At 57.4% G+C, this 24,506-nt stretch carries 22 protein-coding genes; 12 read left to right on the forward strand and 10 right to left on the reverse strand.

Annotated elements, in window-relative coordinates:
• Positions 1–25: 25 nt before the first annotated feature.
• Complete coding sequence (locus J8G15_RS15480) at positions 26–2,011, forward strand: monovalent cation:proton antiporter family protein (protein WP_210543182.1); 1,986 nt, start codon at positions 26–28, stop codon at positions 2,009–2,011.
• A gap of 79 nt (positions 2,012–2,090) precedes the next feature.
• On the forward strand, positions 2,091–2,645 hold the full coding sequence (locus tag J8G15_RS15485; RefSeq protein ID WP_210543183.1) for an adenine phosphoribosyltransferase: 555 nt from the start codon (positions 2,091–2,093) through the stop codon (positions 2,643–2,645).
• 24 nt (positions 2,646–2,669) lie between these two features.
• On the opposite strand, the gene J8G15_RS15490 is transcribed toward J8G15_RS15485, so the two are convergent.
• The 6 genes from J8G15_RS15490 to rpmH form a co-directional block, all read right to left on the reverse strand.
• A complete protein-coding gene (locus tag J8G15_RS15490) occupies positions 2,670–3,311 on the reverse strand; it encodes a hypothetical protein (RefSeq protein WP_210543185.1) in 642 nt (213 codons plus the stop codon).
• Positions 3,312–3,393: 82 nt separating this feature from the next.
• Positions 3,394–4,806, reverse strand: a complete 1,413-nt coding sequence (gene mnmE, locus J8G15_RS15495) for a tRNA uridine-5-carboxymethylaminomethyl(34) synthesis GTPase MnmE (protein ID WP_210543187.1) — start codon at positions 4,804–4,806, stop codon at positions 3,394–3,396.
• A 72-nt stretch (positions 4,807–4,878) separates the two neighbouring features.
• Entirely contained in the window at positions 4,879–6,612 is a 1,734-nt protein-coding gene (gene yidC / locus J8G15_RS15500) for a membrane protein insertase YidC (RefSeq protein WP_210543188.1), read from the reverse strand.
• The gene (gene yidD, locus J8G15_RS15505; protein WP_210543190.1) at positions 6,609–6,881 is read right to left on the reverse strand and encodes a membrane protein insertion efficiency factor YidD; all 273 of its coding nucleotides are present in this window, start codon (positions 6,879–6,881) and stop codon (positions 6,609–6,611) included. Before yidD ends, yidC begins: the two co-directional genes overlap by 4 nt.
• Positions 6,878–7,324 carry a ribonuclease P protein component gene (locus J8G15_RS15510; protein ID WP_210543192.1) on the reverse strand — a complete coding sequence of 149 codons (447 nt, stop codon included), beginning with the start codon at positions 7,322–7,324 and terminating at the stop codon, positions 6,878–6,880. The genes yidD and J8G15_RS15510 overlap by 4 nt, the downstream gene beginning before the upstream one ends.
• A gap of 56 nt (positions 7,325–7,380) precedes the next feature.
• Positions 7,381–7,515 (reverse strand): 50S ribosomal protein L34, encoded by a 135-nt coding sequence (gene rpmH / locus J8G15_RS15515; protein WP_006299042.1) that lies wholly within the window; start codon positions 7,513–7,515, stop codon positions 7,381–7,383.
• Positions 7,516–7,768: 253 nt separating this feature from the next.
• Here rpmH and dnaA point away from each other — a divergent pair, with 253 nt between their 5' ends.
• The 5 genes from dnaA (at position 7,769) to J8G15_RS15540 (ending at position 14,863) form a co-directional block, all read left to right on the forward strand.
• Entirely contained in the window at positions 7,769–9,184 is a 1,416-nt protein-coding gene (gene dnaA / locus J8G15_RS15520; protein ID WP_210543194.1) for a chromosomal replication initiator protein DnaA, read from the forward strand.
• A 97-nt stretch (positions 9,185–9,281) separates the two neighbouring features.
• Positions 9,282–10,388 carry a DNA polymerase III subunit beta gene (gene dnaN / locus J8G15_RS15525; protein WP_210543195.1) on the forward strand — a complete coding sequence of 369 codons (1,107 nt, stop codon included), beginning with the start codon at positions 9,282–9,284 and terminating at the stop codon, positions 10,386–10,388.
• A 104-nt stretch (positions 10,389–10,492) separates the two neighbouring features.
• A complete protein-coding gene (gene gyrB / locus J8G15_RS15530; protein WP_210543197.1) occupies positions 10,493–13,096 on the forward strand; it encodes a DNA topoisomerase (ATP-hydrolyzing) subunit B in 2,604 nt (867 codons plus the stop codon).
• Between the two features lie 109 nt (positions 13,097–13,205).
• Positions 13,206–14,117, forward strand: a complete 912-nt coding sequence (locus tag J8G15_RS15535; protein WP_210543199.1) for a homocysteine S-methyltransferase family protein — start codon at positions 13,206–13,208, stop codon at positions 14,115–14,117.
• Between the two features lie 74 nt (positions 14,118–14,191).
• Complete coding sequence (locus J8G15_RS15540) at positions 14,192–14,863, forward strand: SOS response-associated peptidase (protein ID WP_210543201.1); 672 nt, start codon at positions 14,192–14,194, stop codon at positions 14,861–14,863.
• Between the two features lie 43 nt (positions 14,864–14,906).
• Here J8G15_RS15540 and maiA read toward each other — a convergent pair whose 3' ends face one another.
• From maiA to J8G15_RS15555, 3 genes are read right to left on the reverse strand one after another with little or no spacing between them, the layout of a single operon-like run.
• Positions 14,907–15,551: a maleylacetoacetate isomerase gene (gene maiA / locus J8G15_RS15545; RefSeq protein ID WP_210543203.1), complete on the reverse strand. Its 645-nt coding sequence runs from the start codon at positions 15,549–15,551 to the stop codon at positions 14,907–14,909.
• An 8-nt stretch (positions 15,552–15,559) separates the two neighbouring features.
• Positions 15,560–16,879: a fumarylacetoacetase gene (gene fahA / locus J8G15_RS15550; protein ID WP_210547615.1), complete on the reverse strand. Its 1,320-nt coding sequence runs from the start codon at positions 16,877–16,879 to the stop codon at positions 15,560–15,562.
• Entirely contained in the window at positions 16,879–17,418 is a 540-nt protein-coding gene (locus J8G15_RS15555; RefSeq protein ID WP_210543205.1) for a VOC family protein, read from the reverse strand. The genes fahA and J8G15_RS15555 overlap by 1 nt, the downstream gene beginning before the upstream one ends.
• A gap of 108 nt (positions 17,419–17,526) precedes the next feature.
• Between J8G15_RS15555 and J8G15_RS15560 the strand changes: the two genes are divergently transcribed.
• From J8G15_RS15560 to J8G15_RS15580, 5 genes are all read left to right on the forward strand, one after another.
• Positions 17,527–18,435, forward strand: coding sequence for a LysR family transcriptional regulator (locus J8G15_RS15560; protein ID WP_210543207.1), 909 nt, complete (start codon positions 17,527–17,529; stop codon positions 18,433–18,435).
• 81 nt (positions 18,436–18,516) lie between these two features.
• Positions 18,517–19,377, forward strand: coding sequence for a transglutaminase family protein (locus J8G15_RS15565; RefSeq protein WP_210543209.1), 861 nt, complete (start codon positions 18,517–18,519; stop codon positions 19,375–19,377).
• Positions 19,378–20,111: 734 nt separating this feature from the next.
• On the forward strand, positions 20,112–21,425 hold the full coding sequence (gene yjjJ / locus J8G15_RS15570) for a type II toxin-antitoxin system HipA family toxin YjjJ (protein ID WP_210543211.1): 1,314 nt from the start codon (positions 20,112–20,114) through the stop codon (positions 21,423–21,425).
• A 155-nt stretch (positions 21,426–21,580) separates the two neighbouring features.
• Entirely contained in the window at positions 21,581–22,276 is a 696-nt protein-coding gene (ypfH, locus tag J8G15_RS15575; RefSeq protein WP_210543212.1) for an esterase, read from the forward strand.
• A gap of 479 nt (positions 22,277–22,755) precedes the next feature.
• Positions 22,756–23,250 carry an AAA family ATPase gene (locus J8G15_RS15580; protein ID WP_210543214.1) on the forward strand — a complete coding sequence of 165 codons (495 nt, stop codon included), beginning with the start codon at positions 22,756–22,758 and terminating at the stop codon, positions 23,248–23,250.
• On the opposite strand, the gene J8G15_RS15585 is transcribed toward J8G15_RS15580, so the two are convergent.
• Positions 23,247–24,476, reverse strand: a complete 1,230-nt coding sequence (locus tag J8G15_RS15585) for an IS256 family transposase (RefSeq protein WP_210542506.1) — start codon at positions 24,474–24,476, stop codon at positions 23,247–23,249. The two genes, J8G15_RS15580 and J8G15_RS15585, sit on opposite strands and share 4 nt — an antisense overlap.
• Between the last annotated feature and the right edge of the window lie 30 nt (positions 24,477–24,506).

Raw genomic sequence — 24,506 nt, forward strand, 5'->3', positions numbered from 1 at the left:
TCACGTCACTTGGTAGTATGTGGGTATGAGTCCACTCGAACTAACTCTACTTTATTTGCTTGCTGCGGTGCTGGGCGTCGTGGCATTTCGGACCATGAAGTTGCCCCCAATGCTCGGCTACCTAGCCGTGGGCGTGGTGATTGGCCCGAATGCTCTAGCTTTGGCAAAAAATGCCGATGGCGTGCGGCACTTGGGCGAGTTCGGCGTGGTGTTCCTGATGTTTGTGATTGGCCTGGAGTTCAACCTGCCCAAATTGCGGGCCATGCGCAGTCATGTTTTTGGCTTGGGGTTTTCTCAAGTCGGTTTAACCATTCTGCTTGCGACTGGTGCCGCATTGGGGTTGGCAGCGCTCATGCCCGGGATGTGGGGCATGACTTGGCAGACTGCCCTGGCTTTGGCTTGTGCGTTGTCAATGAGCAGTACCGCCATCGTGGTCAAGCTGATGACGGAACGCCTTGAGATGGAGTCTGAGCACGGTAAGCGGGTCATGGGTGTTTTGCTATTCCAGGATTTGGCGGTAGTCCCGTTGCTCGTGTTGATTCCGGCGCTGGGGGCATCCACGGACCAACTGGCTGGTACGTTGCTGCTGGCGACCCTAAAAGCCAGCGTGCTGATTACATTGCTGTTGGTCGGTGGGCCGCGTGTGATGCGGTTCTGGCTCACATTGGTGGCACGGCGCAAGAGTGAGGAGTTGTTTGTATTAAACCTGCTCCTGATCACTCTGGGGCTGGCGTGGCTGACCGAGTTGGCCGGACTAAGCCTCGCACTTGGGGCTTTTATTGCGGGAATGCTGATTTCAGAGACACAGTTCAAGCACCAAGTTGAAACGGATATTCGTCCCTTCCATGATGTATTGCTGGGTTTGTTCTTTATTAGTATTGGCATGATGCTCGACTGGCGGCTGGTCCTGGAGCGTTGGCCGTTGGTGCTTCTGCTGGTAATTGGCCCCGTGTTGTTCAAAGCGGTCCTTGTGTCCGCGCTCACTCGTGGGCTGGGCGCCACAACCGGCGTTTCTGTGAGAACCGGGTTGTATTTGGCACAAGCCGGTGAATTTGGCTTCGTCTTGTTGACCTTGGCTCAGGCCAATTCATTGGTGCCGCCAGCTTTGCTTAATCCCATTCTGGCCAGCATGGTGCTGTCTATGTTGGCAACACCCTTCATCATCATGTACAGCAACCGCATTGTCATGAAACTGGTGAGCAGTGAATGGTTGCAACAGTCGCTTCAAATGACCAATATTGCCCGTAAATCGATCAACAGCAACAAGCACGTGATTATTTGCGGCTATGGTCGTTGTGGTCAAAATCTTGCACGCATTCTTGAACGCGAACATATTCCCTACATTGCGCTAGACCTTGATCCTGACCGCGTGCGGCAGGCAGCTGCAGCAGGTGACTCCGTTGTATTTGGTGATGCGGCGCGGCTGCAGGCTTTGATGGCGGCGGGACTGGCCCGGGCAAGCGCCGTGGTGATTACCTATCTCGAAACGCCAGGTGCCCTCAAGGTGCTAACGCACATTCGATCACATGCACCTCAAGTACCTGTGATTGTGCGAACCCAGGACGATCACGATCTGGAACTACTGCAAGACGCGGGCGCGACGGAGGTTGTGCCAGAAGCCATCGAAGGCTCCTTGATGCTGGCCAGCCACGCTCTGGCCCTGGTTGGCGTTTCGATGCGTCGAGTGATTCGCATTGTTCAAGACCAGCGAGATGCCCGCTACAACCTGCTAAGAGGGTATTTTCACGGGGCAGACGATGATTCAGTGGATGAATTGCACCATGAGCGGTTGTCGACCTTGACGCTTCCCATTGATGCGACCAGCATCGGAAAATCGATGGGACATTTTGAACTTGACAGTGTCGGGGTGCGCATCGTGAGCTTGCGCCGAAGCAGTGGGAAACTCTTGCCTCTGACCGACGACTTAATATTTGAAGATGGGGACACTTTGGTCCTGTCTGGTCAAGCGGAATCCTTGGCCCTTGCGTCGACCATGCTTCTTCAGCAATGACCGCGAGCGCTACGATGGCTTGTTGTTCATCATTTCGGTGCGCTGCACAATACCCAACCACCTCTCTTGCCGGAATGCCATGCAAAACCTGAGCGTAAATCAATACCTTCGAAACCACATTCGGACCGTGCCAGACTGGCCGGCACCCGGCGTTCAGTTTCGCGACATCACGCCACTTCTTCAAAATGCCAAAGTGTTTCGGGTCTTGATTGATGCCTTTGTCCATCGGTACATGGATCCGGCCATGCGTCCAGACGTGGTGGCAGGGCTTGACGCGCGCGGGTTCATTTTGGGCGCTGTGATTGCGTACGAACTGAACGTCGGGTTTGTGCCGATTCGCAAAAAAGGAAAACTTCCATTCACGACAGTGGAAGAAACCTATGAGCTGGAGTATGGAAGCGCGACCGTGGAACTGCACACCGATGCAGTGCAAGCAGGCCACCGGGTTCTGCTGATTGACGACCTGATCGCGACTGGCGGAACTATGATGGCCGGTAAAAAATTACTTGAAAAGCTCGGGGCTCACGTGATGGAGGGCGCCGCCATCGTCGACTTGCCCGAGCTTGGCGGGTCGGACAAGCTGAAAGCGTCAGGCTTGCCGCTGTTTACCTTGTTGGATTTCGAGGGCCACTGAGGGCCTGTTCAACAAAAGGCGGGATCAGTTCAAATCACCATACTGCGTCGCACTGAGTGGGGAGCCGGAGTCATTGGGCGCAATGATTCGGGTGTCCTCAAACTCAGTTGAGTCCGCAGGTGGTTTGCGACTCGATGGCAAAGATGCGGCCTGACGGGGTTTGCCCACCTCTTTGTTCTTGCTGGCTGGTTGAACGGACTTGGTGTTGCTTCGTTGAGGTCCTTGCACAGTGGAGCTTTTGTCGGCGCCGCCGGGGGCCGCAGCGGCAATTCGAACTGACTCCGGTATCTCGTTGCGCCAGTAAACACCCGTCACCACCAAGTCGTGCCGAACTTTGGCTGCCTGCGTTATGAGTGACTCAATTTCGGCCAAGCTCTTCAACTCCCCAATACCTTCTTTCAGCAAGTCCATCATGACGAGGTATTGACGGCCTTGGGCATCCAGCGAAAGAACCTTAAAGCGATAACTTGCAGCCAACACTCCGGCCCGAATCATCACGTCTTTTATTGCGCTATAGAGAAGCTCCCGTTGGGTGAGTCGCAATGATTTGCGATCGCTTCCAGAGGGTGTAGGCTGACTGGCGCCCTCATCGTCAACCTCCGAGTTCTCGGGCAGTCTGCCGGACGAATGGGCGGCTTTGTTGCCGAACAGGTTGAAGATTGACATTTTTAGATCCAATTGGGTGTGGCTTCTGATGCAGCGCCCTCGCCCTTGTAGCGGGTCGCCGGCACTTCCAACGCATGCTGAGCTACTTTCCGATGCAGAAACTGGAGAATATCACCCCTAGCAAATCGTCGGAGCTGAATTCTCCGGTCACATCGTTCAACGCGTTCTGTCCCAGCCGAAGCTCCTCGGCCAAAAGATCCAGCGACTGTGCCTGTGACTCCAGGTGTTGAGCGGCGTGGCAGAGATGAATGGTGACCTTCTGAAGGGCCTGAACATGACGCTCTCTTGCACTAAAAATTCCCTCAGCTCCTGGTTGCCAACCGGCGATTTCCAGTAACCTCAAGCGCAATGCCTCCAAGCCGGAACCAGTTTTGGCAGACAAGGTGAGACCGGGCGTGGGCATCACGGCAAGGTCGATGGCGTCGGCCTTGTTCCAAATGTCAATGACGGGGACGTTTGAATTGAGTTTGGTGGTGAGCAGGCATGAGATGACCTCGTCATCTGCTTGGTAAGTGGAGAACTCAGTTCTCGTCAAGTCATGCATAAACAGGACAGCGTCGGCGGTTGAAATGGCGTCCCATGCGCGTTCGATACCAATCTTCTCAACTTCGTCACTGCTGTCTCGCAAGCCGGCTGTGTCAATGATATGGACCGGAACACCTTCAATCTGAATTGTTTGTTGAACCTTGTCCCGTGTTGTTCCGGCAATGGGCGTGACGATGGCCAATTCAGCACCCGCCAGTGAATTCAAAAGAGATGACTTGCCGGCATTGGGTTGGCCGGCAATCACTACTTTGATGCCTTCTCGCAACAATGCGCCCTGTCTCGTGCGCTGCATGACGGCGTCCAACGCTTCTTGCAATCGCGTGAGCTGACCCTGTGCATCCGCCTTGTGCAGGAAGTCAATTTCCTCTTCTGGAAAGTCCAGTGTGGCTTCGACCAACATACGAAGGTGAATCAATGCATCTCGCAGTTTGTGAATTTCTTTCGAAAAAGCACCGGTCAGCGACCGACTGGCGCTTCGAGCAGCAGCCTCTGTGCTCGCATCAATTAAATCGGCAATAGCTTCTGCCTGCGCCAAATCGATTTTGTCGTTCAGGAAAGCGCGCTCTGTGAACTCACCCGGCAGAGCGAGGCGCAGCCCGGGCAGACAAGTTTGGTTTTGGATGGAGGTGGCTCCGAGGCTGGCCGACAGGCAGCGCGCCAGCAACAACTGAAGCACTACTGGGCCACCATGTGCTTGCAGTTCCAATACATCTTCGCCGGTAAATGAGTGTGGAGCGGGGAAGAAAAGAGCCAGACCCTGGTCAATCGCAACGCCGGCCTCGTCAAGGAAAGGAAGGTAGGACGCCTCGCGCGGCTTCAAGGCGCGGCCGCAGAGGGCTTGGATCAGCGGGCCCAATTGGCGTCCACTCACTCTGACAATGCCAACCGAGCCCCGGCCCGGTGCGGTCGCGATGGCCGCAATGGGATCCTGATGGCGAGGGAGTGACACGGCGGTTCCGTCGGAGGTTTCGTCACACCCGGCTTGGCAAAGCGTTGCCAGGCCGGGATGCGTGCGCTGCGTCTATTTGAACTTTGGCAAGTTGAATTGCGGTGGAACACCCATACGAGTGTTAATGACCCACTGCTGTGCAATCGACAGGATGTTGTTCGTAATCCAGTACAGAACCAAGCCGGCCGGGAAGAAAAAGAACATCACACTGAAGGCTAGTGGCATGAACCACATCATTTTTGCTTGCAAAGGATCTGGCGGTGCCGGGTTGAGCGCTGTTTGCAGCATCGTCGTCAAGGCCATCACCACAGGCAGGATGTAGAGTGGGTCAGGGGACGACAGGTCGTGAATCCACATCACCCAAGGGGCGTTGCGCATTTCCACGCTGGACAACAGCACCCAGTACAGCGCAATGAAGACGGGAATCTGAACCATGATCGGGAAGCAGCCGCCCATGGGGTTCACTTTCTCCTCCCTGTAAATCCGCATCATCTCTTGCTGCATCTGCTGAGGGTTGTCCTTCAAGCGGGCACGCATCTCTGTGATTTTCGGATTCACGGCCTTCATCTTGGCCATACTGGAGTAGGCCTTCGCATTGAGCCAGTAGAAAGCTGCTTTCAACAGCAATACCAAGGCCATGATGGACCAACCCCAGTTGCCAATAAAGCTGTGAATCTTGTCCAGCAACCAGTACAGCGGCTTGGCAAGAATAGTGAGCCATCCGTAATCTTTCACCAGCTCCAGACCGGGTGCCAGTGATTCCAGTACCTTTTCTTCTTGGGGGCCGGAAAAGAGCCTTGCATCAATCGACTTTGATGTACCAGGGGCAATAGCGTCGAGGTGGACAATCATGCCGACAGAGTAAAGGTTGGCACCCACTTTGCGCATGAACAAATCACGTTGAATGCCATCACCGAGCAACCATGAGCTTGCAAAATAATGCTGCACCATTGCTACATAACCATTGGTGGCCGACTTCTCGATATCGACTTGTTTGTTTTCGGTGGCTTTGGTTTCGATTTCCTTGAACTCTACTTTTTGGTACTTCTTCGCCTCCGTGTAAACAACGGGTCCGGTAAAAGTTGAGTAGAAGGAGGATTCGCCCACTGGTTTGTTGCCGTCGCGCACCAACTGCAGGTACAACTGAGGTGATACGGTGGTGGTGCCAACGTTCATTACCTCGTGTTTGACAGCCACAGCGTAGGAACCGCGTGTCAAAGTGAACGTCTTGACTAGCTTTACGCCACCGATTTCGGGTGATTCAAAGCGGATATCCAAGCTGTTGCTGCCTTTCGCCATCGTCCGTTCGCCGGGTACGATTGTCATTGGCGTCTTGTGCGTGGGCAAGGTGCCACCGGCGTCGCCTGCGAGCAATCCGGTTTGAGCCAGGTAGACGCGGTCTTTGCTGGAATCCAGCAGCACAAACGGGTGTGAATCCGCGCCTTTGCCACCGTGTTTCAGAAACTCCGATTTCACGATCGAGCCGCCGTCGCTGTCAAAGGTGAGCTTCAATACATCAGACGCAACGACTACGCTTTCCCGGGGAATCGCCGCCAATGGAGTGGTTTCAGGCGCAGGACTCATCACTTCCGGCATTTGTGACGCCGTGGCCTTTATGCTAGCCGTCGGCAAATCAGACGTCGAAGGTATCGGCGTCTGTGCGCCTGAGGGCGCGGTGGCCACAGAAGGTGCGGTTTTGGGGAAAAAAGTGGCGTGACGTCCGTTGAATACCTGCCACTGATCCCAAAGCAAAACAATGGAGAAGCCAAAGATCACCCACAAAATGGTGCGGCGAATATCGTTCATGAAGATTTCTTTTGAGTGGCGGCTGGGATCAGCCGGGTGAATAACCGGGGTTTCGAGGCGGGAACAGGATCGCTTCCGCCGGCACACCAAGGATGACAGCGACCAAGGCGTTTCAAAGTCAGGTAGCTGCCTGCCGCCGAACCGTGCTGCTGTAGTGCTTGCAGCGAATAGGCCGAGCAGGTCGGCTCGAACCGGCAGGACGAACCAAGCCAAGGACTTAGAAACAGGCGGTAGCCTTTGACCAAGCCGATCAGCGCTGCTTTAATCATGCGCGGTCTTGTCGAGTTGAGCTTGCTGAAGGGCGTGCGACGGCTGTTGCAAACAATTGCTGCAACTCCTGTCGTACGGTGGACTTCAGCTTCTCAGACGTCGCACTGGGAAACAAGGTTCGATCAAAGTCCGACCGAAGTCGAATGACATGCGCAGCATCAGGCAGTGCCAGTTCGAAGTCGGCGCTGACGCAATAAATCTGGCGACGGATGGTATTCCGTGTCACTGCACGTTTGGCCCAGCGTTTGGGCACCATGGCGGCAAGCCAAACCCCTTGAACGTCAAAAAGCGCCAGTTTTGGCGCTAGAGCGGACCGGGTGATTGGCGCGGCGGTCGTCGGTTGATCCAACCCCGCGCGATGCAACGCAAAATGCGTCGTCCGCGCTACAGTGCCTCCAGACAATGCAGCTTGAAACTGACTTCGAGTTTTCAGTCGCTGCATTTGCTTTGGGCGGTTTGGTTCAGACCAAGCAACTGCGCAACGCGCCGAAGCTGTCTTTAGACGGCCAGACGCTTGCGGCCTTTGGCGCGGCGAGCATTGATCACGGCACGGCCGCCGCGAGTTTTCATGCGAACCAAGAAGCCGTGAGTGCGGGCGCGGCGGATCTTGGATGGTTGGTAAGTGCGTTTCATTTTGGAAATCCTAAAGGGCTCAATGTCGACCCACCAAAGTTAAAACAATGAAGGGGGTCGCTGACTTTCTCCCTTAACTCAATTAAGGGAACCTCGGATTATGGCAAACTTTGTCAGGAAGGGCAAGGCCACTGGCGCCGTTGCCGCGCTTGCGACGAATTGGGCGGGGTCGACTGCCTTGTGGATAAGGTCTTGACAATCTACAATTCGAGCCTTTGAAGTACATGGCTATCCACAGAGGCAATCACCCACAATGACAGAGGGATTTATCGAAAACCAACCCGGGACAGGAGTTGGTCCTGGACAAAGTCTGTGGCAAACGTGTATTGATCAACTGGCTCAGGAGCTTCCTGAGCAGCAATTCAATACCTGGATCAAACCGTTAACCGCTCAGGTGTCTGATGACCTTGGGAAGGTCACCATATTCGTGGCCAATCGCTTCAAGTTGGACTGGATACGGGCGCAGTACAGCCAACGCCTGTCCGGCCTCATGGAGTCACTTTCTGGTCAGGTTGTTCAAATTGAGTTAGCACTTGCTCCCCGAGAGGTGCCCGTTCGAAGCCAGGCACCGCAGCGAGTGGTCGATCCTCTTCCCGTCGCCTCGGTCGTGAATCAAACCCCCAGCGAGGAGCGAAACAGCAATGAATTCCGAAATCGCCTCAATTCAGCACTGACATTTGACACCTTGGTCGAAGGCACTGCCAATCGCATGGCGCGCGCCGCAGCGATGCATGTGTCCAGCATGCCGGGCCATCTTTACAACCCGCTTTTCATTTATGGCGGGGTCGGATTGGGAAAGACCCACTTGATGCACGCGGTGGGCAATCGCTTGATGGCAGACAAGCCGGGATCCAAAGTTCTCTACATCCATGCAGAACAGTTTGTCTCGGATGTGGTTAAGGCCTACCAGCGCAAGACGTTCGACGAATTCAAGGAGCGTTATCACTCACTTGATTTGCTGCTGATTGATGACGTGCAGTTTTTTGCCAACAAAGAACGCACTCAAGAGGAATTTTTCAACGCGTTTGAAGCCTTGTTGGCGAAAAAGTCACACATTGTGATGACCAGCGACACCTATCCCAAGGGTTTGGCGGATATTCATGAGCGCCTGGTGTCTCGTTTCGACTCCGGTTTGACGGTGGCCATTGAACCGCCGGAGCTGGAAATGCGGGTCGCCATTTTGATAAACAAGGCGCGCGTCGAAGGCATTGATATGCCGGAGGAGGTTGCATTTTTTGTCGCTAAAAACGTGCGTTCCAACGTTCGTGAGTTGGAGGGTGCCCTACGCAAAATCCTGGCCTATTCGCGCTTCAATCAAAAGGAAATCTCAATTCTGTTGGCGCGAGAGGCGTTGCGTGATTTGTTGTCGATTCAGAATCGTCAAATTTCTGTGGAAAACATTCAGAAGACGGTGGCGGATTACTACAAAATCAAGATCGCTGACATGTACTCCAAGAAGCGCCCGGCCAGCATTGCGCGGCCACGGCAAATTGCGATGTACCTTGCAAAAGAGCTGACTCAAAAAAGTTTGCCGGAGATTGGTGAGCTATTTGGTGGCCGCGATCACACCACGGTGTTGCATGCGGTTCGAAAAATTGGTGGCGAGCGTCAGCAATTGACCGAATTGAACCAACAGCTTCATGTGTTGGAGCAGACCCTGAAAGGCTGATCGCCTGCAAAAAAAGGGAAAATGGCAGAGTTAGCGAGTACATCCCCAATTGGGTCGTTGAATAGCGTTAAAGATAGATATTTATAAAGAGGTTGACATGATCGTCCTGAAGGCCACACAAGACAAAGTTTTATCGGTTTTGCAATCGGTATCCGGCATCGTTGAGCGCCGGCACACCTTGCCTATTCTGGCCAATGTATTGATTCGCAAAACCGGTTCGTCATTGCAGTTGACGACCAGCGATCTCGAAATCCAGATTCGCACCACCGTGGAGATGGATGGCGACAGCGGTGACTTCACCACCACCGTGGGCGCGCGCAAACTCATTGACATTCTGCGCACCATGCCCTCGGACCAAGTGGTTTCGCTGGAGTCCAGCGCCAGCAAGCTCATCCTCAAGGGTGGCAAAAGCAAGTTCACGCTGCAGTCCATGGCTGCCGAAGACTTTCCGCTGGTTCAAGAGGCTGCCAACTTTGGACCGGCATTCACCGTGCCGCAGAAGACGCTCAAGAGCTTGTTAAATCAAGTCTCTTTTGCCATGGCCGTGCATGACATTCGCTATTACCTGAACGGCATTTTGTTTGTGGCCGAAGGCAAGCAACTCAGTCTGGTTTCCACCGACGGACACCGCCTGGCATTCGCCTCCGCCACGCTCGACGTTGAGGTGCCCAAGCAAGAGGTCATCTTGCCGCGCAAAACCGTGATCGAACTGCAGCGCCTGTTGTCCGACGCCGAAGGCGCGATCGAGATGCAGTTTGCCAACAACCAGGCCAAGTTTGGCTTTGAGGGCATGGAGTTTGTCACCAAGCTGGTCGAGGGCAAGTTCCCCGATTACAACCGTGTCATCCCCAAAAACCACAAAAATAGCATTACCTTGGGCCGCACCGCCTTGCTGGCCACCTTGCAGCGCACCGCAATTCTGACCAGTGACAAATTCAAGGGTGTTCGCCTCAACATTGACCCCGGCACGCTGCGCGTGGCGTCCAACAACGCCGAGCAAGAAGAGGCTGTGGACGAGTTGGACATTGACTACGGCGGCGACAGCATCGAGATCGGATTCAACGTGACGTATCTGATTGATGCACTGTCCAACATGAGCCAAGACATGGTGACGCTGGAACTGTCTGACGGCAACAGTTCAGCCCTTTTCACCATTCCCGACAACACCACGTTCAAGTATGTCGTGATGCCGATGCGGATTTAAAACTGCATGCCTTGCTACACGCATTGACCAAACCCGCGATGAACATTTTGTTCATCGCGGGTTTGGTCTTTCCAGAGTTTGAGAAATTGTGAGAGAAGTGAGTTATGACCGAAGAAAATAAGCCAGTTCAACCCCCTGTGAATGACGAAAACGCGGTGCACACCGGCGCGAGCACTGCCGGTAGCTCCAACTTCCAGCCTACCATCGACAGCAATCAGGCAGGCGCCTCAGAGGCGTATGGCGAAGGCTCCATCCAGATTCTGGAAGGTCTGGAGGCCGTGCGTAAACGCCCCGGCATGTACATCGGCGACACCTCGGACGGCACAGGTTTGCATCACCTGGTTTTCGAGGTGGTGGACAACTCCATTGACGAGTCGCTGGCCGGTCATTGCGATGACATTCTTGTCACCATTCACTCCGACAACTCCATCAGCGTGGTTGACAACGGACGCGGCATTCCCACCGGCGTCAAGATGGACGACAAGCACGAACCCAAGCGCAGTGCGGCAGAGATTGCCTTGACTGAACTGCACGCTGGCGGCAAGTTCAACCAGAACAGCTACAAGGTGTCCGGTGGATTGCACGGCGTGGGTGTCAGTTGCGTGAACGCGTTGTCCAAAATGCTGCGTTTGACGATTCGCCGTGATAGCAAAGTGCATGTCATGGAGTTCAGCCGCGGCTTTGTACAAAACCGCATCACCGAAATGGTGGGCGGCGTTGAGGTTTCCCCCCTGAAGGTGACGGGCACCACAGAAAAGCGGGGCACTGAAGTTCACTTCCTGCCAGACACGGACATCTTCAAGGAAAACAACGATTTCCACTACGAGATCCTCAGCAAGCGCCTGCGTGAGCTCAGTTTCCTGAACAATGGTGTCAAGATTCGCCTCAAAGACGAGCGCAGTGGCAAAGAAGACGACTTCTCCGGTGCCGGTGGCGTGCAAGGCTTTGTGAACTTCATCAACAAAGGCAAAACGGTGTTGAATCCCAACATCTTTCATGCCACGGGTGACCGCCAAAGCGACCAGAACACCAACATTGGTGTTGAAGTCGCCATGCAGTGGAACAGCGGCTACAACGAGCAAGTTTTGTGCTTCACCAACAACATTCCCCAGCGAGACGGTGGCACCCACCTCACCGGCCTGCGGGCGGCCATGACCCGTGTCATCAATAAATACATTGACGACACCGAAATCGCCAAAAAAGCCAAAGTTGAAGTCACCGGCGACGACATGCGCGAAGGCCTGACCTGCGTGCTCAGCGTCAAAGTACCTGAGCCCAAATTCAGCAGCCAGACCAAAGACAAGCTGGTCAGCTCCGAGGTGCGTGGTCCCGTAGAAGACATCGTCAGCAAACTGCTCTACGACTACCTGCAAGAGCGCCCCGCCGACGCCAAAATTATTGTTGCCAAGATCATTGAAGCCGCCCGTGCCCGCGAGGCTGCGCGAAAAGCCCGCGACATGACGCGCCGCAAAGGCGTGCTGGACGGCATGGGCCTGCCCGGCAAGCTGGCTGATTGCCAGGAAAAAGACCCTGCCATGTGCGAAATCTACATCGTCGAGGGTGACTCCGCCGGCGGCTCCGCCAAGCAGGGACGTGACCGCAAATTTCAGGCGATTTTGCCGTTGCGCGGCAAAATTTTGAACGTTGAAAAAGCACGCTACGAAAAGCTGCTCACCAGCAACGAGATCTTGACGCTGATTACCGCCTTGGGCACCGGCATCGGCAAAGCCGGTGGCACCACTGGCAACGATGACTTCAACGTCGCCAAGCTGCGCTACCACCGCATCATCATCATGACCGACGCCGACGTTGACGGCGCCCACATTCGTACCCTGCTGCTCACCTTCTTCTACCGCCAGATGCCAGAGCTGGTGGAGCGTGGCCACATCTACATTGCGCAGCCGCCGCTCTACAAAGTCAAGGCCGGCAAAGAAGAGTTGTACCTGAAGGACGCGCCCGCTCTGGACAGCTTCTTGCTGCGTATCGCCTTGGTGAATGCCTCCGTCATCACCGGTGGCGCCAACAGCACCACCCTCACTGGCGATGTGCTGGCTGAACTGGCGCGCAAGCACCAGGTCGCACAGGGTGTCATCGCTCGCTTGCGCAACTTCATGGACGCAGAAGCCTTGCGCTCCGTGGCCGACGGCGTTGTGCTGAATCTGGACACCGTGGCCGATGCTGAAGTGTCTGCCGCTGCCCTGCAAGCCAAGCTGCCTGATGCTGAAGTGGCCGGTGAGTTTGACGAGCGCTCGGACAAACCCATTCTGCGTATCAGCCGTCGTCACCACGGCAACGTCAAGAGCAGTGTGCTCACACAAGACTTTGTGCACGGTGCCGACTACGCCGCCTTGGCCGAAGCCGCCAACACTTTCCGCTACTTGCTCGGCGAAGGTGCCAAGGTCACACGCGGTGAAGGCGAGCGCCAGAAGGAAGAGAAAGTGGCCGATTTCCGCGAAGCCATGGCCTGGCTTATCGGTCAAGCCGAGCACGCCACCTCGCGCCAGCGCTACAAAGGATTGGGTGAGATGAACCCCATGCAGCTCTGGGAGACCACGATGGACCCCACTGTGCGGCGCTTGCTTAAAGTGCAAATTGATGACGCCATCGAAGCCGATCGCGTTTTCACCATGCTGATGGGCGACGACGTGGAGCCCCGCCGAGAGTTCATCGAAGCCAACGCCTTGCGCGCAGGCAATATCGATATTTAAGCTTAGTGTAGGTAGCCTGATAAGCTGAGAAATTGAAACCCATAAGTTGAGAAATTTATGGGTTTCTTGCTTCTGGTGGTTCGTTGTTGATCGAAAGGTTGTTATCTCTATGTACGAACACATTGCGTCCAAGCTGCAGCGCGGCGAGACCATCATTCTTGACGGGGGCACGGGCACTGACATCCAACGCCGTGGCGCGCCCATGAGTGGCGACACTTGGTGCGCGGAGGTGAACCTGACCCATCCGGACATCGTGCGTGCGGTCCACCACGACTACATCGCGGTTGGGGCTGATGTGATCACCGCCAACACCTTTGCCACCAGCGCCTTGCTGTTCAACGCGCTGGGCCGCGACGACGAGTTGCTGGCCATCGACCGTGCCGCCGTGGCCATTGCCCGGGAAGCGGCGCAGGGCAAACCAGTGGCGGTGGCGGGTTCCATGTCCACCATGCGCCCGGTCGTGGCGGGCTCAGACCGCACCGCCAAGCAGCAAGAGTGGCCTGAGGCGCAGGCACGAGCCCTGTTCGAGCGCAAGGCCCAAAACCTCGCCTCTTCGGGGGTGGACTTCATCCTCATGGAGATGATGCGCGACGTGGCGTATTCGCTGTGGGCGACGCAAGCCGCTCTCGCCACGGGCCTGCCGGTTTGGGTAGGCATCGCCACTGAGCGGCGTGCCGATGGCGAGCTCGTGGGCTTCAGCCATGACGATCAACTGTTGGACGACGTGGTGCGCGTGCTGGCCGCCACCTGCCCGGCCCACATCAGCATCATGCATTCGTCGCCCAATGACACCGGAGACGCCATCGATATCGTCAAGCGCCACTGGCAAGGGCCACTCGGCGTCTACCCGGAAAGCGGCTATTTCAAAATGCCAGAGTGGAGCTTTGTCGACATCATTTCACCAGGCGATTTGGTGGATCGGGCGCAAGGTTGGCAGAGCCAGGGTGTTACAGCCTTCGGTGGTTGCTGCGGGCTTGGGCCTGATCACATAGCCGCGCTTGCCAAGCGTTATCGCGCTTGAGCCAGTTAAGCTAAGCGGCCTCAACCGCGGCTGCCAGGCCATCAAACGCGCTCAACAGGCGCTACCATGCCGCCATGTGCAGTCATTACCAAGCCCTGAAAGAACAAGAGCGCTTGCAGCGCTTGTTCCTCGTTCAACCGCCCGCTGATTTGGGCAAGGTCGATATGTGGCCTGGCTACACCGGCACATTTGTCCGTGCGCACCCGCAGTCGCAAGTGGGCGACGAAGCCGTGCCAGCGCGCGAAGCCTTGCCCGGACTCTTCGGGTTGGTGCCACACTGGTCCCCGGACACCAAAATCACCCAATACACCTACAACGCCCGCAGCGAAACCGTGGCCAGCAAGCCCAGTTTTCGGGACGCGTGGAACAAGGCCCAGCACTGCATCATTCCTGCCGAGGCCATTTTTGAGCCCGACTGGCGCAGCGGCCGGCCCGTGCCCACCCGCATTGCGCGGGCGGATGGCGAGCCCTTGGGCATTGCCGGCCTGTGGTCCGCCTGGAAGTCACCCCAAGGCGAGGTGGTGCACAGCTTCACCATGCTTACCCTCAACGCCGCCCAGCACCCTTTGATGCGGCTGTTTCACAAACCCAACGATGAAAAGCGCATGGTCGTCATCCTGCATGACGACCAGTACGACGACTGGCTCAACGCCAGGCCCGAACACAGCAAACCATTGCTGCGGCCCTATCCCGCCGACAATCTGGCCGCCAGAGCGGCGCTGGGGCCGCAAACCACGCTGTTTTAAGGTAGAGCGAATCAGTCCGCCGAGTCACTTTCGCGCAGGTGGCTCAAACCGCGTCGGCTTGTGCCTCTGGCGCAGCACGCTGAAACGGCTCCAATGCCAGGCACGCCGCTTCGATGCGGCGGATGGCGGGGAAGGCGTCCAGCGGGGTGTCAAAGCGGCGGGCGTTGAACACTTGGGGGACCAGGCAGCAGTCGGCCAGCGTGGGGGTGTCGCCGTGGCAAAAGGTGCCGGTGTCGGGGTGGTTCAACTGGGCTTCCAATGCGGTGAACCCTAGCGTGATCCAGTGGCGGTACCAGTGGGCTTTGGCGGCTTCGTCCAGCTGGTGTTCGCGTTGCAGGTACTGCAACACGCGCAGGTTGTTCAATGGGTGCATCTCGCAGGCAATGCTTTGGGCCATAGTGCGAATGCGGGCCCGGTCCAGCGCGTTGCCGGGCAGCAGGCTGGGGCTGGGGTGCACTTCGTCCAGGTATTCCATGATGGCCAGCGATTGGATCAGGGCCAGGTCGCCGTCCACCAGCGTGGGCACCAGCTCTGCCGGGTTGAGTTGGGCGTAGCTGCTGGCGTGTTGTTCGCCGCCGTCGCGAAGCAGGTGCACCGGCACTGACTCATAAGGCAGGCCTTTGAGGTTCAGCGCAATGCGCACCCGGTACGAAGACGAGCTGCGAAAGTAGGTGTAGAGCTTGAGCATGGGCAGCCCTAGACCAGCGCACGCGCTGGCAACAGCGTGCCGCTGACTTCGCCAAAGCCGACCCGGGCCGCGCCTGGCTTCTTGCACGCGCCCCGGAAGGTGACGGTGTCGCCGTCTTCCAGAAAGGTGCGGGTTTCGCCCGAGGGCAAGGCCAGCGTGCGGCTGCCACCGACGGACAACTCAATCAAGGCGCCGGCTTCGTCCAGCGTGGGGCCGGACTGGGTGCCGCTGCCCAGCAGGTCGCCGGGTTGCAGGTTGCAGCCGTTCACCGTGTGGTGCGCCACCATTTGCGACACCGACCAGTAGGCGTGACGGAAATTGCTGCGTGACAGGCGGTGCTCAGGCAGGCCTTGTTCGCGCATGGCAGCGCTCTGGATGAACACCTCGAGCTCAATGTCAATGGCACCGCTGGCGCGCAGGGTGGCCGAGTCGAGGTAGGCCAGGGGTTGCGGGTCGTCGCTGGGCCGGGTCCAGGGCTGTCGGTAGGGTGCGAGCGCTTCCAGTGTCACGATCCAGGGTGAGACGGTGCTGGCAAAATTTTTGGACAGAAACGGGCCCAGCGGCTGGTATTCCCAGCCCTGAATGTCGCGGGCAGACCAATCGTTGAACAGGCACAGACCAAAGACGTGGGACTCGGCCTCGTCCAGCGGCACAGGCTCACCCAGCGCGTTAGCGGTGCCCATGTAGACGCCGAGTTCCAATTCGTAGTCCATGCGCCGGCTGGGGGTGAGCTGGGGTGTGGCCGCACCGGGAGCCAGGGTCTGGCTCACCGGGCGGTGAAAGGACTGGCCGGAGACGCCAATGGACGAAGAACGGCCGTGGTAGCCAATGGGCAGCCACTTGTAGTTGGGCATCAGCGGGTTGTCCGGCCTGAACAGTTTGCCCACGTTGGTGGCGTGGTGCACGGACGTGTAGAAGTCGGTGTAGTCGCCAATGTGCGCGGGCACGGTGAACTCGGCCTCGGCTTGCGGCACCAGGCAGCGACTCAAAGCCGACTCCAGTTCAGCGCCTTCGCTTAAAGCGCGCGACAGGGCTGCACGCAATGCCGACCAGGCCTTGGGCCCCAAGGCCATGAAAGCATTGAGGGTAGGTGCACCACAAGCGCGGGCCGCATCACCGGCGTCGTCACTGAAGGCTCCCAAGTGCTGCGCGGCGCTCAGGTCCAGAATCTGGTCGCCCATGGCCACACCGCCGCGAAAGGCCTCGGTGCTGCCGGCGCGGCGAAACACACCAAATGGCAGGTTTTGAATCGGAAAATCACAGTCGGGCTGGTTGGCGGAGGTGACCCAGCTTTTGAGCGCGGGGTTGTGCGTGGGGTTCAATCCAATCACTGGGGCACTCCGCTTCCGTCATGCATCCAGGCCGCGTGCTTGGGGGCTTTTTTGGTGCGGTCCCATTCGTTGAGCATGTCCCATTTCACGTCGTCCAGCGCCTTGTCCATGGCAGGGGTGGCGGTGTTAAAGGCCAGTTCCAGGCGGTGGCCGCTGGGGTCAAAGAAGTAAATGGACTTGAAAAGCGTGTGGTTGGTCACGCCAATCACTTCAATACCGGCGGCCTCCAGGCGCTCCTTGGTGGTGAGCAGGTCGCCCATGCTGGCCACCTCAAAAGCAATGTGCTGCGTCCACGCGGGCGTGTTGTGGTCCCGGTCCATGGGCAGGGCGTTGGGCAGCTCAAAAAAGGCCAGGATGTTGCCCATGCCGGCGTCAATAAAGACGTGCATGTAAGGGTCTGGCGCCTTGGTGGAGGGCACCTCGTCTTCGGCAATGGCCAGCACAAACTTCATGCCGAGGTGCTTTTCGTACCACTCGACGGTTTGTTTGGCGTTGATACAGCGGTAGGCGACGTGGTGAATCTTTTTGACGAGCATGGCGGTCTCCAGTGAATGCGGTTGAACGGCAGAAGCCTTGGGGTGATTAAAAAGCCTTTTCATCTATCATTCAAACGAATTTTTATGATGAATTTATCTGGCTAGCTTATGAATGTCACTTTGCGCCAACTGCGCGCCTTTTGTGCCCTGGCCCACACCAGCAGCTTCACCGAGGCCGCCACCAGCTTGCATGTGACCCAATCGGCCCTGAGCGGGCTGATCAAAGAGCTGGAGCAGATTTTGGGCGTACAGGTGGTGCACCGCAGCACGCGCAAGGTGCAGCTCTCGGAGGCCGGGCGCGAGTTTTACCCCCTGGCCGTCAAAATCTTGCAAGACCTGGACGGCGCACTGGACGCCATGGCCGACCTGAAGGCGCTGAAACGCGGGGTGGTTCGCATCGCCGCGCCGCAGCTCATGTCCTGCACCGTGCTGCCCGAGGTGATGGCCGCTTTCAAACGGGAGTGCCCGGACATTCAGGTGCGGCTGTTTGACAGCATGGTGGAAAGCGTGTTGCTCCGAGTGAGTAGCGGCGAGGTGGATTTAGGCGTTGGCCCCGAGCGCGAGTCTTTGCCCGAGATTGAGGCCCGCACCCTGTTTGAATTGCCGTTTGTGGTGGTGTTTCCGCCCGACCACGCGCTGGCGGCCAAGAAAACCGTGCGCTGGAGCGAGGCGCTGGCCCACCCACTGATTGCGCTGCAAGGCGAGTTCACCCAGCGCCTGCGGGGTGACTTGTTTGAGGCACTGCGGGGCGGCGCGCTGACCCCCAGCAACGAGGTGGGTTTCATGACCACTGCCTTCAGCATGGTGAGCGCCGGGCTGGGGGTGACCACCTGCCTGCCTTACGCCGGCACGCTCATCAAGCGTTTTCAACTGGAGAGCCGCCCGCTGGTGGCCCCAGAGATTCAGCGCAAGTTTTTCATCTTTACCCGCAAAGACCGCCCGCTGTCACCAGCGGCACAACGCTTTGCCGAGTTCCTGACGGACTACGTGGCTGCGAACGATTGGCGGGTGGTTTGAGCGAACGGCGCCGCCGCTTGACGCGGGCCCGCTTTCACTGAAGGTGGTACGCTGAATGTACTTAAGGAGCCCCCCAACACCGTGACCCAAGTTCGAATCAGCCATACAACGGTCTATCACTACCGCACCCCCGTCAGCCTGAGTCCGCACCGGCTGATGTTGCGCCCCAGAGAAAGCCGTGAACTGCAACTGCTCTCGCACACGCTGAAGGTGTCACCGGATGTCACGGTTGCGTGGGCCAACGACGTCTGGGGCAATGCGATTGCGACGGCGTCGTTCAGCGGCCAGACCGACGTGTTGCGGATTGAGAGCAAGCTCGAACTGGACCTCACCGGCAACCCCTGGCCGATTTTCAACATTACGGCAGCAGCCCAGAGCTACCCTTTCTACTATTCGAACGACGATCGCGCTGACTTGGGAGCGTTGGCCATCCAGCAGTACCTTGACCCCATGGGCCGCCTGCAAAAATGGGCCCGGTCATTCGTGCGGGGCGCCGCACCCGACACGCTGGAGTTGCTGAAGGCCATCAGCCACGGCGTGTCTGAAGCCCTGCAGTACGAGGTGCGCGAAAGCGAAGGCACCCAAACGCCCATCGAATCGCTGGACCGCGGCAAGGGCTCGTGCCGCGACTTCGCCATTTTGTTCGCCGAAGCGGTACGCAGCCTGGACATCGGCGCCCGCATCGTGTCGGGCTATCTGTACGACCCGCAAAGCACCCAGACGGGCTCCTCGGGGTCCGGCTCCACCCATGCGTGGACCGAGGTCTATGTGCCGGGGGCGGGATGGATCACCTTCGACCCGACCAACCGCAGCATCGGCGGATTCAACCTGGTCCCGGTCGCCGTGGCCCGCGACATCACGCTGTTGATGCCGGTGTCAGGCAGCTATGTGGGCGCCGCTGACGCGTTTGCGGGCATGGAGGTTGAAGTCCTCGTGAGCTGAGCGGCGACCAGCGCGCCCACGGCCCCCGGCGGCGCAACGTTTTGCCGGGCTTTTGCCGGACGACGGGTCGGAGATGTGAGAGAGGTACCTGTCATCTTCCACTAACTCAGCCAAATGGGGATGGTCAGAGTGCGGCGAAGCGGTGAAGATCGTTAACTGAGCAGGCGACTGCAATTCTCAAAAGCTCCGCCGCCCATTGGGCCAGATGTCGACAGTCAAATCAATTCGAACCCGCAAGAACATGAAATATTCCCTGCCGACGGTCGTCCTACGTTGACTCCCAGGGAGGCTTGCTGGGGGTTGTGGGCCACGGCAGTGGCATTTGCTGCGTTTGGATTCACCACTTTGGAGACTCCTCCTCAGCCCTTTGCAGGGCGGTTGGCGTGGCTTTACAAGTTCGCCGACTCGCAGTGAGGGCAAGCCGGCCCTGCGTTGGTGCACTTCGCGTTCGCCGCATTTATGGGTGTGCTTGGGTTGCTGCTGTGGCATCGTGCCTCCGTCCGATCCACACTTGATCTGCGCCCAGCAGAGAACGATGATCGATAGCAGGTAGATCAAATACTGCGCTAGCAAGTGGAAAGGCGGGTCGCTATTCCGGCAGAACATGTCTGCCACGCCTCTTCTCGGAACAAGTTTTTGATGGGATTTTTCTTAGAACTATCTATTCAAGCTGAAACTTAAGCCATTGATTCAATTGAACTTAATTATTTATGAATCTATTCATAAAATGAGTCATGACCACCGACAACCCCCTCGTCCCCAAAGTTTTGCAAGCCCTGCGCCGTCAGGGTGGGGTGCTGTCCAGCGCGGAGTTGCAGGAGCAGTTGGGGGTGAGCCAGCCGACGGTGTCGCGGGCGTTGGCGCCGCTGGTTCAGGCGGGGCAGGTGCAAAAGGTGGGCGCGGCGCGTTCGCAGCGTTATGTGTTGCCGCGCACGGTGGCGGGTGTGGGCCGCGAGGTGCCGGTGATGCGGGTCAACGAGCAGGGTCAGGCGTCGCCTTTTGCCCGCTTGGTGCCCTTGCAAGGTGGTGCTGTTTGGGTGGATGAGGCGGACGGCCTGAGCCAGCAACACGGCGGCTTGCCCTGGTTTCTGGACGACATGCGCCCGCAAGGCTTCATGGGCCGCACTTTTGCCCATGCCCACCCTGAACTGCAACTGGGCACGGACCCGCGCCACTGGAATGACGACGACGTGCTGCGGGCGTTGGCCCTGTTTGGCGATGACTTGCCCGGCAATTTGGTGGTGGGCGAAGCTGCGTTTCAGCGCTTTCACACCCTGCCCCAGCGCGCCTCACGGGCGGAGTCGCACGCCGACTACCCGCGCATGGCCGAGCAAGCGATGCAGGGCACGTTGTCGGGATCGTCAGCAGGGGGTGAGCAGCCTAAGTTTTGTACGCGCCACGGCGAGCGCCATGTGATTGTGAAGTTTTCCCCCGCAGGGGACGCGCCCGTGGACCAGCGCCTGCGGGACTTGCTGGTGTGCGAGCATTTGGCTTTGAGTGTGTTGGCGCAGGCGGGCTTGCCAGCGGCCAAGACGAACATCGTCTCAGGCGGCGGGCGCATTTTTCTGGAGGCCGAGCGGTTTGACCGAACCGCCCACGGCCGCATCGGCATGGTGTCTTTGATGGTGTACGACAACGAATACGTGGGGGAGATGGACAACTGGGCGGCCACGGCCAACCGCATGCTGTCGCGCGGCCTGCTCACCCCAAAGGACGCCCGCACGCTGCGCCTGTTGGAAGCGTATGGCGTGCTGATTGCCAACACCGACCGCCACTACGGCAACATTTCGCTTATTTTGGACCAGGACGACTGGACGCTTTCGCCCACCTACGACATGCTGCCCATGATGTACGCCCCCGTCGGCGGCGAGCTGGTGGCGCGCGACTTTGCCGCCCGGCCCCTGCAACCCACGGCCGCCACCCTGCCGGAGTGGAACCAAGCTCGCACCTTGGCCACCGCGTTTTGGCAAGCCGCAGCCAGCGACAAGCGGGTGTCGGACGGTTTCAGAGCCATTGCGACCCAAAATTTGAGCCATATTGGCCTCTAGCTCAAGCGCAGTATGCGCAAGCAGCTATCAAAAAAAGAGTAAATAGACATACCCTCTGTCTTGACCGATGATCCCAAATGCCATGATCGCCTTGTACGCAGGGCATCCGCACCCAAGTGATATCGATTGTTTTACCTCACTCGCAAGGGCCTACCGTGTCTGACTCCATCATCATCCAAAAACCCCTTCATGCCGCGCAGCAACTCTTGGTGTTGCACCACGGCGTGGGCGGCAATGCGCAGGACATGGTGCCCTTGGGGCAACATCTGGCGGCGCAGTTTCCCAACGCCTTTATCGTGAGCGTCCACGCGCCCTATGTCAGCGATCTGGGCAGTAGCGGCGCAGGCGCCCAGTGGTTTTCTGTGCAAGGCATCACCGACGAGAACCGCCCCACGCGCGTGGCCGAGGTCATGCCCGCCTTCATCCACAACCTGCGCTACTGGCAGCAAACCAGCGGCGTCGAGCCTGGCGCTACCGCCGTTATCGGCTTTTCGCAGGGTGCCATCATGGCGCTGGAGGCCGCGCAGGCACAGGCCGGGCTGGCGGCGCGCATCGTCGCACTGTCGGGGCGCTATGCACAGTTGCCTGAGCACGCCCCCGAGAAAACCACACTGCACTTTATCCATGGCAAGTCCGATCCGGTGATTCAATACGGGCACTGCGTGACGGCGGCTGAGCGCTTGGTGCGCTTGGGCGGCGACATCACCGCTGACGTGATTCCCTACCTGCTCCATGAAGTGACAGAAGAAGTGATGGACATGGTGGTTGAGCGCTTTACCGGCCACATTCCCAAACACCAATGGGAAGAGGTGCAAAAGGCAGCTGCCGAGCACCAGAACTTGAAACCCTGACGTCCCTCGTCAATACAACTTGATGCGTGTGACGCTCGTGAATGATGGGAGAGGAATGATCGGTGCGCTCCGCTTCCAGTCGTTTGGCGGGCGTGACTGAATTACGGGACTCGACCCATGTCGGGCTTAACAAGCGGTCAACTGTTGACCCGACAGCTGACATTCAAATGTCGAACCGAACTATGCGGAAATTGTCAACTTTAAGGGCGTCGACATCCCCGCGAAAGGTGGTGAAATACTGACCATCAGAATCTCCACTAAACACTTGCAGCGTTTAGTGGGGTAAGTGCAGACGCTGGAGCGTGATCGAAAAAATAAGACTAAGAGGTTTCGGCTCCACTTATGGACCGCCAAGGCACTATTGAGGCTGAGCGAAATGGCCTGATCGATCAGTTAAAAGCTGAAACCTCAGTAGCAGGTCGACGAAGAATAATATTCACGATTGAGTGAAAACTTCAATAAGACATAAGGGATGCAACATGACAAAGACACAACTCAGAAAAATAGTAATTGAAAAATTTCGCGCACTCAACAACGTCGAAGTTGAGTTCGGCGATTACATCACCGTCATTTGCGGAAAGAACGGCACATCCAAATCGTCAATTCTTGGGATCGCAGCGCAAATTTTCAGCTTTGAAAAAGACTACATCACTGGCGCAAGTCTTCGCGAGTTCAAGCAAATCAGCGGTCATGGTTTTAAATCTCAATACAAGGAGCACATCAGAATATCTGAGATATTTGATGTGCCAGGATCGCTGTCTGCCATCATTCATTTGCACGATGGATACACAGACCAAGCTGCTACAGCCAATTTAGAACTGATGACGCGTGGTGTTACTGAAAACGAAAAGAAAAAGGTATTACCGCGCCCTGTCATACGGAAAAACAGTATCGCTACGGGAAACACCAGCAGAAACTTCACGCATCCAGTGATGAGGGTGTCCCGAATTTTGTGTAAACGGCGGTTAAGTTAGACGCGCGGCATGCGCTCGTCAAACTGAATGGTAAAGCGGTTCAGAGCAGCCTTCCAATCCCGAATCGGCATCGTCCATTTCTGGCTGATGTTGTTCAGTGCCAGATAGAACAGCTTGAACACTGCGTCCTCAGTTGGGAACGAGCCGCGGGTCTTGGTTATTTTGCGCAGGCTCATGTTCACGGACTCAATGGCGTTGGTCGTGTAAATCACTTTTCGGATGTCTGGCGGGTATTCAAAGAACGGTATCAAGCGTGTCCAGTTGCGCCGCCAGGAGCGCCCAATCGGAGCGAAGGAATCGTCCCATTTGACCTCGAATGCCGTGAGTTGTCGCTCAGCTTCGGATTCAGTGGGCGCAGCGTAAATCAGCCGCAAATCCGCGGCGACTTCCTTGCGCTGTTTCCACCCCACGAAGTTCAGGCTGTGACGCACCATGTGAACAATGCAAAGCTGCACCGTCGCCTTGGGGAAGACTGCCTCAATGGCGTCAGGGAAACCTTTGAGCCCATCTACGCAGGCGATAAAGATGTCAGCCACGCCCCGGTTCTTCAGTTCAGTCACCACCTGCAGCCAGAACTTGGCCCCTTCGGTTTGGGCCATCCACAGGCCCAGTACCTCTTTGAGGCCGTCCAGGTTGACGCCAATGGCCAAGTACAGGGCCTTGACCCGCACAGTACCGTTGTCGCGCACCTTGACGTGAATGCAGTCCATGTAGACGATGGGGTACAGCGCCTCCAAGGGGCGCGACTGCCAGGCTTTGACCTCGTCCATGACGGCGTCGGTCACGGATGAAATCAGGGTAGGAGACACTTCGGCGCCGTACATCTCCTGCAGATGGCCTTGAATCTCGCGTACCGTCATGCCTCGGGCATACAGCGACAGTATCTTGTCGTCAAAGCCGCTCCAGCGGGTCTGGTGTTTGCCAATCAGTTGGGGCTCGAAGGTGCCGGCGCGGTCACGGGGGATTTCTATGGGTAGCTGGCCAAAATCGCCTTTGAGCGTTTTCTTGCTGCACCCGTTGCGGGTGTTGCCCGCTTCATTGGCAACCAACTGGTTCTTGCCGTGACCCAGGTGGCCGGTCAATTCGGCTTGCAAAGCTCGCTCGACCAAGGCTTTGGTGAGCGGCGTCAAGAGGCCATTCTGGCCAATCAGGTCTTCGGGCTTTTTGTAGTCGGCCAACAGGGCGTCAATCAGCTCGGCGGGTAAGGGTTTCATCTCTACGGTCATCTCGGCTCCATGCAAGACAGCAGTTTCCTG

It is taken from the genome of Rhodoferax sp. PAMC 29310 (genome assembly GCF_017948265.1).
Lineage (GTDB): Bacteria > Pseudomonadota > Gammaproteobacteria > Burkholderiales > Burkholderiaceae_C > Rhodoferax.

Bases quoted from the DNA above. Each gene is read 5' to 3' on its own strand.
- J8G15_RS15510 (WP_210543192.1), bottom strand. From the start codon at position 7,324: ATGCAGCGACTGAAAACTCGAAGTCAGTTTCAAGCTGCATTGTCTGGA.
- maiA (WP_210543203.1), bottom strand. From the start codon at position 15,551: ATGCTCAAGCTCTACACCTACTTTCGCAGCTCGTCTTCGTACCGGGTG.
- J8G15_RS15580 (WP_210543214.1), top strand. From the start codon at position 22,756: ATGACAAAGACACAACTCAGAAAAATAGTAATTGAAAAATTTCGCGCA.
- yjjJ (WP_210543211.1), top strand. From the start codon at position 20,112: ATGACCACCGACAACCCCCTCGTCCCCAAAGTTTTGCAAGCCCTGCGC.
- J8G15_RS15490 (WP_210543185.1), bottom strand. From the start codon at position 3,311: ATGTCAATCTTCAACCTGTTCGGCAACAAAGCCGCCCATTCGTCCGGC.
- yidD (WP_210543190.1), bottom strand. From the start codon at position 6,881: ATGATTAAAGCAGCGCTGATCGGCTTGGTCAAAGGCTACCGCCTGTTT.
- J8G15_RS15485 (WP_210543183.1), top strand. From the start codon at position 2,091: ATGCAAAACCTGAGCGTAAATCAATACCTTCGAAACCACATTCGGACC.
- gyrB (WP_210543197.1), top strand. From the start codon at position 10,493: ATGACCGAAGAAAATAAGCCAGTTCAACCCCCTGTGAATGACGAAAAC.
- J8G15_RS15560 (WP_210543207.1), top strand. From the start codon at position 17,527: ATGAATGTCACTTTGCGCCAACTGCGCGCCTTTTGTGCCCTGGCCCAC.
- J8G15_RS15585 (WP_210542506.1), bottom strand. From the start codon at position 24,476: ATGACCGTAGAGATGAAACCCTTACCCGCCGAGCTGATTGACGCCCTG.
- dnaA (WP_210543194.1), top strand. From the start codon at position 7,769: ATGACAGAGGGATTTATCGAAAACCAACCCGGGACAGGAGTTGGTCCT.
- J8G15_RS15540 (WP_210543201.1), top strand. From the start codon at position 14,192: ATGTGCAGTCATTACCAAGCCCTGAAAGAACAAGAGCGCTTGCAGCGC.
- rpmH (WP_006299042.1), bottom strand. From the start codon at position 7,515: ATGAAACGCACTTACCAACCATCCAAGATCCGCCGCGCCCGCACTCAC.
- dnaN (WP_210543195.1), top strand. From the start codon at position 9,282: ATGATCGTCCTGAAGGCCACACAAGACAAAGTTTTATCGGTTTTGCAA.
- J8G15_RS15555 (WP_210543205.1), bottom strand. From the start codon at position 17,418: ATGCTCGTCAAAAAGATTCACCACGTCGCCTACCGCTGTATCAACGCC.
- yidC (WP_210543188.1), bottom strand. From the start codon at position 6,612: ATGAACGATATTCGCCGCACCATTTTGTGGGTGATCTTTGGCTTCTCC.
- J8G15_RS15480 (WP_210543182.1), top strand. From the start codon at position 26: ATGAGTCCACTCGAACTAACTCTACTTTATTTGCTTGCTGCGGTGCTG.
- J8G15_RS15535 (WP_210543199.1), top strand. From the start codon at position 13,206: ATGTACGAACACATTGCGTCCAAGCTGCAGCGCGGCGAGACCATCATT.